Below are 6,574 nucleotides of genomic sequence, written 5' to 3' on the forward strand. Positions count from 1 at the left end.
TGAGATGGGATGACCACCACCTCCGACCACGCGAGCACCCCGGACCCGGCACCGTGCCCCACTGCGCGGCTGCACCGACCACAAGTCCGACCACCTCGCCCGCCTGCACAAGGTAGCGATTCGGTCGCGGATGGCAGCATGTCCACGTGATCGTCTCACTGGTGTACAAGGTGGTCGGCAGGCTGCTGTCCGTCCCGGGGGTGCTGCTGCGCAGCGAGGCCGTGAAGGATGCGGAGTTGCTCGTGCTGCGGCACGAGAACGAGGTCCTGCGCCGTCAGATCGCCGGCCCGGTCCGCTACGAGCCGGCCGACCGATTCTGGCTGGCGGCACTGTCTAACGTGATATCCCGTCACCGGTGGCGGGAGATCTTCCCGGTTACTCCCGGCACCCAGCTTGAGCGCCGCCTTCGTCGGCGGTCGCCCGGTACGGGCGCGCCGCGCGCTGTAGTCCCGCTTCGCCGCGATCGAATCTCGCCGCCGGGCTGGGCATGCGAGGCCCACGCCCGACAGGTCCTGGCCGCCTACCAGCGGCACTACAACAGGCACCGACCCCATCGGGGCCTGTACTGCTCCAAAACTTGTCGAGGGGGGCTGACCTGGGGATACGTAAGGTCGCCTACGTGGCCCTGTGATACTCGTTGATCACACCGTCGAGCACTTTCCGCCGACGAATCGGCGAATCGAACGGCGTGACCGCTGGCTCGTCGGAGTCAGGCGGCCGTTGCCGGCCGACAGCGACGACCAGTTGGGCGTCGGCATCGATGACGACCTAATGATTGGTCGAGTACCGGTAATTCTTCGACTGCTCGGCGACCGTGTCGTCACGGGTGGAACCAGGGTGCCGTCCACGATCAGCGCGGTGTCCTTGCGGAGCCGCGTGCGCGGTTTGTAGTCCGAGCAACGGCCCAAGATGGTTGATGATGCGGCTCGCTGCCGACTTCGACACCCCGAACCAGGGTGCGAGCTGCTGCAGGGTGAGGTTCGTCTGCCAGTACGCAGCGACCAGCAGGACCCGGTCCCCCAGCGGCAGTGACCACGGCCGGCCACGACACGGGAGACCAGTTCCCTGGCGGCGCACGGAGGCGACCAGTGTGCCGAACACCTGCGGGGCGGGTTCTTCCCCTCCTCCCGATGCGCTTTGAAAGACTCGGTAACCTCTACCGCTCGACGAGAGGACGCCCGCATGGACACAAGGTGCGCGAACCCGGACTGCCAGCGCACAGAACCACCAATCTCACGATGAGGCACCACTGGATAGAGCTGAAGGAGGTAGAGGTCCAGCAGTTCGGTGAGAGCGCCGGCCGAGGCCCAACGACCGCCGCCATACGGCACCCCTTCGCCGCGGTCGTCTGCTCGAAACGGTGCGCCATCGCTGTGCTTGAGCCCCATCTTCCGGCGGAGGACAAGGACCGGGAAGACTACCTAAAGATCTTTAGACGATCGTCGAGCGAGCAATCGACTGACGGTTCTAACTGAGCGATGTGACGGGTTGGTGCGACTCGCGGTGATGCCGCCGCGGGCTAATCCGTGGTATGGATGACGAAGCCATGAACGAGGATGAGAACAACGACGTCCGCGATTAGGCCGCCGACACCCCAAGCGCGCCAACGTCTCTGACTGACGAATACGGCGACCGTGCACGGGCGGCCATGTCCCATAGCAGCACCGTATCGTCGTGGCCGGCGGAAAGCCCATCCAGGTAAACGGACACAAGGCCCTTCCGGTGAGCGGTCGCCTCAGCTCCTGGCAGGTGGCCATTCAGATATGGTACGGCGGTCGGTTTGAGGCGGGCAGTTGTCGGTGCTGGGCGGTCTTGACTGGACGCAGTGGTGCATCGTTGCAGGGAGCGACCGTAATGTTCTGTGACGGCGGGCGCTGAAATAGGTTGTCGAGTTCGCGCGATCGGTACGCCGACGTCGGCTTCTAGCCGGTGACGGGAGGAGCGCGGATCCGTCAGCGTGCTGCCAGTTCGTCGACCTACGCCTACGCACGGCCGCGAATCTCGTTGCGGATTGCGCTTGCCGGGGAAGAATGGGCATGTAGGTTCTGGATATGGAGATCATTAATTTGGGTAAGGCGGATGGGCTGCCACCAGTGGATTGGGCCGCTGTTGTCGAGAAGCTCGGTGCGGGGTCGACACCACGACCGGACGCGGCGAACTCCCGCACGACGTGGCTGTCGACCGTCAACGAGGACGGCAGCCCGCATGTGACTGCGGTCGGTGCCCTCTGGGTGGACGGCGCGTTCTGGTTCCAGACGGGAGCGGATACGCGCAAGGGGCGCAACGTCGCGCGCGATCCGCGGTGTTCGGTCGCGGTGTCGATCCGCGACGCGGACGTCGTGATAGAGGGTGACGCGGCGCGGGTAACCGAGCCGGGTGCACTGGCGCACATTGCGAAGGCGTGGGCGGACAACGGCTGGCCGGCGGAGCCTGATGAGAGCGGGCCTGGCATCACTGCCCCGTTCAATGCACCGTCGCAAGGTTCACCGCCGTGGAACGTGTATCGCATCGAGCCATGCTCGGCCACCGTGGTCTTGGCGACGGAACCGGGCGGCCTGACCCGCTTCCGCTTCTGACGCGGTCGGAGCCAGACGATGGGCCGCCGCAGCACTCGGCATAGCCCGGCTTGTCGGTGCCGTATCTGCCTGCCGGCTGTCGGAGCACACGGTGTCACGGACCGTCACCGACCCGGGTCGCCATGACGGGATGAGCCCTACCGGATGCAGCGAACGGCCATCCCCGGCCATGGCTGTAAGTCCGACCCTCCGTGCCGCTCATCGCTCCAGGCCACCGGCTACCGCTCTTGGCCGCCCACCCGGAATCGCATGGCCATCCACCGGGATGCGCGGGTCCGCGTACCCGGAGATTGCCGTGGCCGCTGGCACCGGACAGCGTTTTGGACAGCGGATTCCGTCCGTACACCGGGAGATGCCCACCGAGGATCTGGGGGCCGCCAAGCTCCAACGCCAACGGGCCACCCTCAACCGGCAGCGCCCACACCCGTGACCACCACCCACCCTGCCCACCAGCGATGCTCCCGATCCGGGAGCAACTGCTCCCGGTGACAACCATCCATACACGGGGCAGACCACGACCCGGGTTGTGTCCGGGGCCCTGTGGAGCAGCGTGCTCCCGATATGCTCCCGATCCGGCCCCAAAACAAAGATCCCCAGGTCGGGATCATGATCCTGACCTGGGGATAGTATGGTGGGCGATACTGGGATTGAACCAGTGGTGTGGGTGCCGATTATCGTGTCACCTCATGCGACCTGGTGGTATTCGTGCAGCAGGCCGCCGATCCGGTCGCTTCGAATGACCGAGATGTCGGTGACAGCTTCGGCCGGTATCGGTGCCGTCTGAACGGAGTGCGCACGCTGCCGCGGGCACCCTGGTAGCCCTTGTCGGCGAAGGTCATCACGTTTGCGTTGGTCAGCGCGTCGATGATGCCGCGAGTGCGGGCAGCGCTCAGGTCGTGCGCCGAGCCGGGCAGTGCCGGCGATGCCCATACGAGCCGGCCAGAGGAATCCGCGCCTGCATATTCACGCCGCGTCTCTTGTGCTTTTCGGAGTAGTACGGCTTCTGATCGGCGACGCGGTCGATGGGAATCAAGGTGCCGTCCAGGATCGCGTACGCCAGCTTGCGGATCCGGTCCATGGCTGTGGTCAGGTCGTCGGCAGCCGCGGCGAGCAGGGCGATCGCTTCCTGCACGTAGCGCCAGGCGGTGGCGACGCCGATCTCGAATCCGGCGGCGAGGCGGGTATAGGTGTCACCGTTGCGTAGGTGGGCCAGTGCGAGCAGGGCTTGGCGACTCGGTGCGAGGCGCCGCCAGCGGGATCGATGCTGGCTGCGGTGTTGGCGGATCAGGTCGGCGAGGTGGTTCAGGGTTCGACTGGACAGCGGGATCGTGGCGGGGTAAGACAGCACAGCGAGGCTCGCGGTCGGGGCATCGGGTCTTGGTCGACTGCTGTCTTACCTGGAGCCTCGCCCTCATCGATGTCCGGGTCTGCCACACCCGCCCTGACCTGCAAGATCAATTTGGAAAGGCTCATGGATGATCTCCGTAGTGGCCGGAGACCCAGGTGTCAACGATGTCCGTCAGTTTAGATTGACACTCGAGACAGCACGGTGAGGATTATCTCGCAGCGGGAGCCGCCCCGGTGACCGCGACCGTTGAGCGAATCGGTCGGAGTCACCGGAGCGGGTGAGCGAGGACGCTCAGTGGGCGGCGTCCTGGAACATGGGCTGCGAGACCTTCGTAGTGTCCTTGCCCAGGCTGGGGTCGCCTGCCTCGTAGGCCTCGACGACCTGGGCGGAGATCCGACCGCGGTCGTTCACGGTGATGCCGTGCTGCTTGGCCCAGTTGCGGATGTCAGCGGACCGCTCGCGGGTTTGAGCGGTCCGGCTAGGTGCCTTTCCTAGGCGGCCGGCTTGGCGGGCGGTGGCCTTGCGGGCCTTCTCAACGTACGGCGTGAGGTTCTTGCGCAACTTGTCTGCGTTGTCCGCGCTGAGGTCGATCTCATAGGTGACGCCGTCGAGGGAGAACGTCACCGTCTCTTCGGCGGGCTTGCCGTCGATGTCGTCGAGCAGCTCAACGACCGTTCTGTGTGCCACGAACTTCCCTTCCCGAGCCCTGATGGCCGATCAGTCTCCGCCTCGCCATCTGGATGAGCGGCGGTGAACTCCATGTACATCGTCGTCGGTGATCTTCCCACGGCGTCGCGGGCAGCGAAGCCGAACGTGATCTCCTCCGGTCCGTGCAGACAGGCAAGTGCGCCCCTACGCGTGCAGATGCGGGTGAGATCGGGTCGGAATCCAGCGCGGAAACCCTGCTTCATTGAGCTGTTCCAGTTCGCCACGGCCTGCACTCTGGGTGGAGCGGGCACGCTACAGTACGTGAACGCCTGGGCCTGGGGCGATTCTCTGGCGCTCGGCGTCGGCGGTATGAACGCGGGCGGTGTGATGGGGCCCGTGTCCGATAGGAGAGGCCGACGCTGCCGAATCCGCCGGGGCAGTCGTAATCTGGGTTGGTCGATGTGCCGACTCTTGTGCCGGAGCCGGTGTCTCCGCCTTGCGCGAGCTGCGTACGGGCGACGTCCAGCGCGGGCGTGACGGGTTGAGAGTTCTGGCCCCTCGGCTGATCATGTGCCAGTTCTTGGCCGGGCGAACTGAGGTCATCCGTGTGTGGGGTCGGTGAGGAAGTCCAGGACGGCGGGGCTGGCGAGTTCGCGGAACTCCTCGAAGTAGGCGTGCCTGGCGCCGGGGATGGCGTGCATTCTTGCCCCGGGGATGCGGCCGGCGAGAAGGGGTGCGTTGGCTGCGGGATTGAAGAGGTCGTCGGTGCCGTGGATGACTAGCGTGGGCGCGGTGATGCCGGGCAGCACGTCCCAGGCGTCGTGCGCGGTGCTGGCGGCCAGGTGGCGCCTCCGCGTGAAGCCGGGCATGTCCGGATCGCCGATGGTGTTGTGCGGGCCGGGGTGGGTGGCCAGCCACTCGGGCGTGTACATCAGCTCCAGGAGTGCCCGCGCGGCCGCCTGTCTGTCGGGCTGGGCCAGAGACTTCTTGACGGTGTTGTCGCGCTCGATGCCGTGCTTGCCTCCGGGTGAGGTGCATCCCAGGACCAGCGATCCGACCTTGTCGGGGTGGTCGGCCGCAAGCCATTGGGCGACCCGCCCGCCCATCGAGGTCCCGTAGACGTGGGCTCGGTCGATGCCCAGGTCGTCGAGGACGGCGATGACGTCGGTGGCGAACCCTCGCGTGCTGTAGGGCATATCGGGCTTGTCGCTCGCCCCGGTGCCGCGGTAGTCGAAGGTGATCGTGTGGTAGTCGTCTTCGAAGTCCTGTCTGATGCCGTCCCACCAGCGGTGGGTGTTGGCCTGTCCGGCCAGTAGGACGAGGGCTTCGCCGCGGCCGTGGGTTTGGTAGGAGAGGGCGACGCCGTCCTGGGTGATGGCTACAGCCATGGTGCGGACCTCACATGGTGTCGAAACGGCTGGCCGGAATCATCAGGAGCCCGGCGCCGATGGTCAGGGCCCTGAGACGGTGATCATGCTGGACCGCCTAGAGGCCGGTGATCGGGGGGTTGGGGTGCCACGGTGAGCAGTATGCCGACGGGTAGGAGGGCGACGCCGAGCATGGCGGCCGGGCCTTGTCCCCGCCGCACGAATACCGCAGCACCGTACGCGACATCCTCAAACGCGCCGGCCTTGGCCCAAGCAACTCGTTGATGCCGTAGCGGCATCCCGCTTGGGGCCTTGATGCGGCAGCCCGGTCATTGCGGCTGGGCTGTTCGCTTGCCCGGGCACGCCCGATCCCCGGTGCGGGCTGTCACAGCGGCGCCGGCGAGCATCACGACGAACACCCCGATGAACACGAGCATGGCGGTCTGTTCAGCCACATACCGTGAGGCCGGCCCGAGTTCGGATCAGTCCGAGGTAGGCGATCAAGGACAGACCGCCAAGGCCTCTCCACGTGTGCCAGCAGCCGACATGGCGATGACCGTACCTACGGAGGACTTGAAGAGCATGCTCGCACCGGCTCCGGCCGTGCTGCCCCTCCACGCGGTTCAGTCGTATGA

At 66.2% G+C, this 6,574-nt stretch carries 5 protein-coding genes and 2 pseudogenes; 2 read left to right on the forward strand and 5 right to left on the reverse strand.

The features are described 5' to 3' along the window. The first annotated feature begins 146 nt into the window (after positions 1–146). On the forward strand, positions 147–641 hold the full coding sequence (locus HKK72_RS40300; protein ID WP_222721494.1) for an integrase core domain-containing protein: 495 nt from the start codon (positions 147–149) through the stop codon (positions 639–641). A 130-nt stretch (positions 642–771) separates the two neighbouring features. Here the strand turns inward: HKK72_RS40300 and HKK72_RS34200 are convergent. Continuing rightward, positions 772–1,110 (reverse strand): annotated as a pseudogene (locus HKK72_RS34200) (helix-turn-helix domain-containing protein); the annotation flags it as partial. Between the two features lie 941 nt (positions 1,111–2,051). On the opposite strand from HKK72_RS34200, the gene HKK72_RS34205 reads away from it, so the two are divergent. After that, complete coding sequence (locus tag HKK72_RS34205) at positions 2,052–2,576, forward strand: pyridoxamine 5'-phosphate oxidase family protein (RefSeq protein ID WP_187238561.1); 525 nt, start codon at positions 2,052–2,054, stop codon at positions 2,574–2,576. A 671-nt stretch (positions 2,577–3,247) separates the two neighbouring features. Here HKK72_RS34205 and HKK72_RS42995 read toward each other — a convergent pair. The 4 genes and pseudogenes from HKK72_RS42995 to HKK72_RS34220 all read right to left on the reverse strand — a co-directional run bounded on the left by HKK72_RS42995 (position 3,248) and on the right by HKK72_RS34220 (position 5,960). Continuing rightward, positions 3,248–3,742 carry a transposase family protein gene (locus HKK72_RS42995; RefSeq protein WP_410050373.1) on the reverse strand — a complete coding sequence of 165 codons (495 nt, stop codon included), beginning with the start codon at positions 3,740–3,742 and terminating at the stop codon, positions 3,248–3,250. Next, positions 3,736–3,924 (reverse strand): annotated as a pseudogene (locus HKK72_RS43000) (transposase family protein); the annotation flags it as partial. The gene HKK72_RS42995 and the pseudogene HKK72_RS43000, both read right to left, overlap by 7 nt. Positions 3,925–4,215: 291 nt before the next feature. Next, on the reverse strand, positions 4,216–4,611 hold the full coding sequence (locus tag HKK72_RS34215; RefSeq protein WP_187238562.1) for a histone-like nucleoid-structuring protein Lsr2: 396 nt from the start codon (positions 4,609–4,611) through the stop codon (positions 4,216–4,218). A 560-nt stretch (positions 4,612–5,171) separates the two neighbouring features. Further along, entirely contained in the window at positions 5,172–5,960 is a 789-nt protein-coding gene (locus tag HKK72_RS34220; RefSeq protein ID WP_187238563.1) for an alpha/beta fold hydrolase, read from the reverse strand. Between the last annotated feature and the right edge of the window lie 614 nt (positions 5,961–6,574).

Origin of the sequence: Actinomadura sp. HBU206391 (assembly GCF_014323665.1) — a bacterium.
In the GTDB taxonomy this organism is placed as follows: Bacteria; Actinomycetota; Actinomycetes; order Streptosporangiales; family Streptosporangiaceae; genus Actinomadura_C.

Bases quoted from the DNA above. Each gene is read 5' to 3' on its own strand.
- HKK72_RS34220 (WP_187238563.1), bottom strand. From the start codon at position 5,960: ATGGCTGTAGCCATCACCCAGGACGGCGTCGCCCTCTCCTACCAAACC.
- HKK72_RS34205 (WP_187238561.1), top strand. From the start codon at position 2,052: ATGGAGATCATTAATTTGGGTAAGGCGGATGGGCTGCCACCAGTGGAT.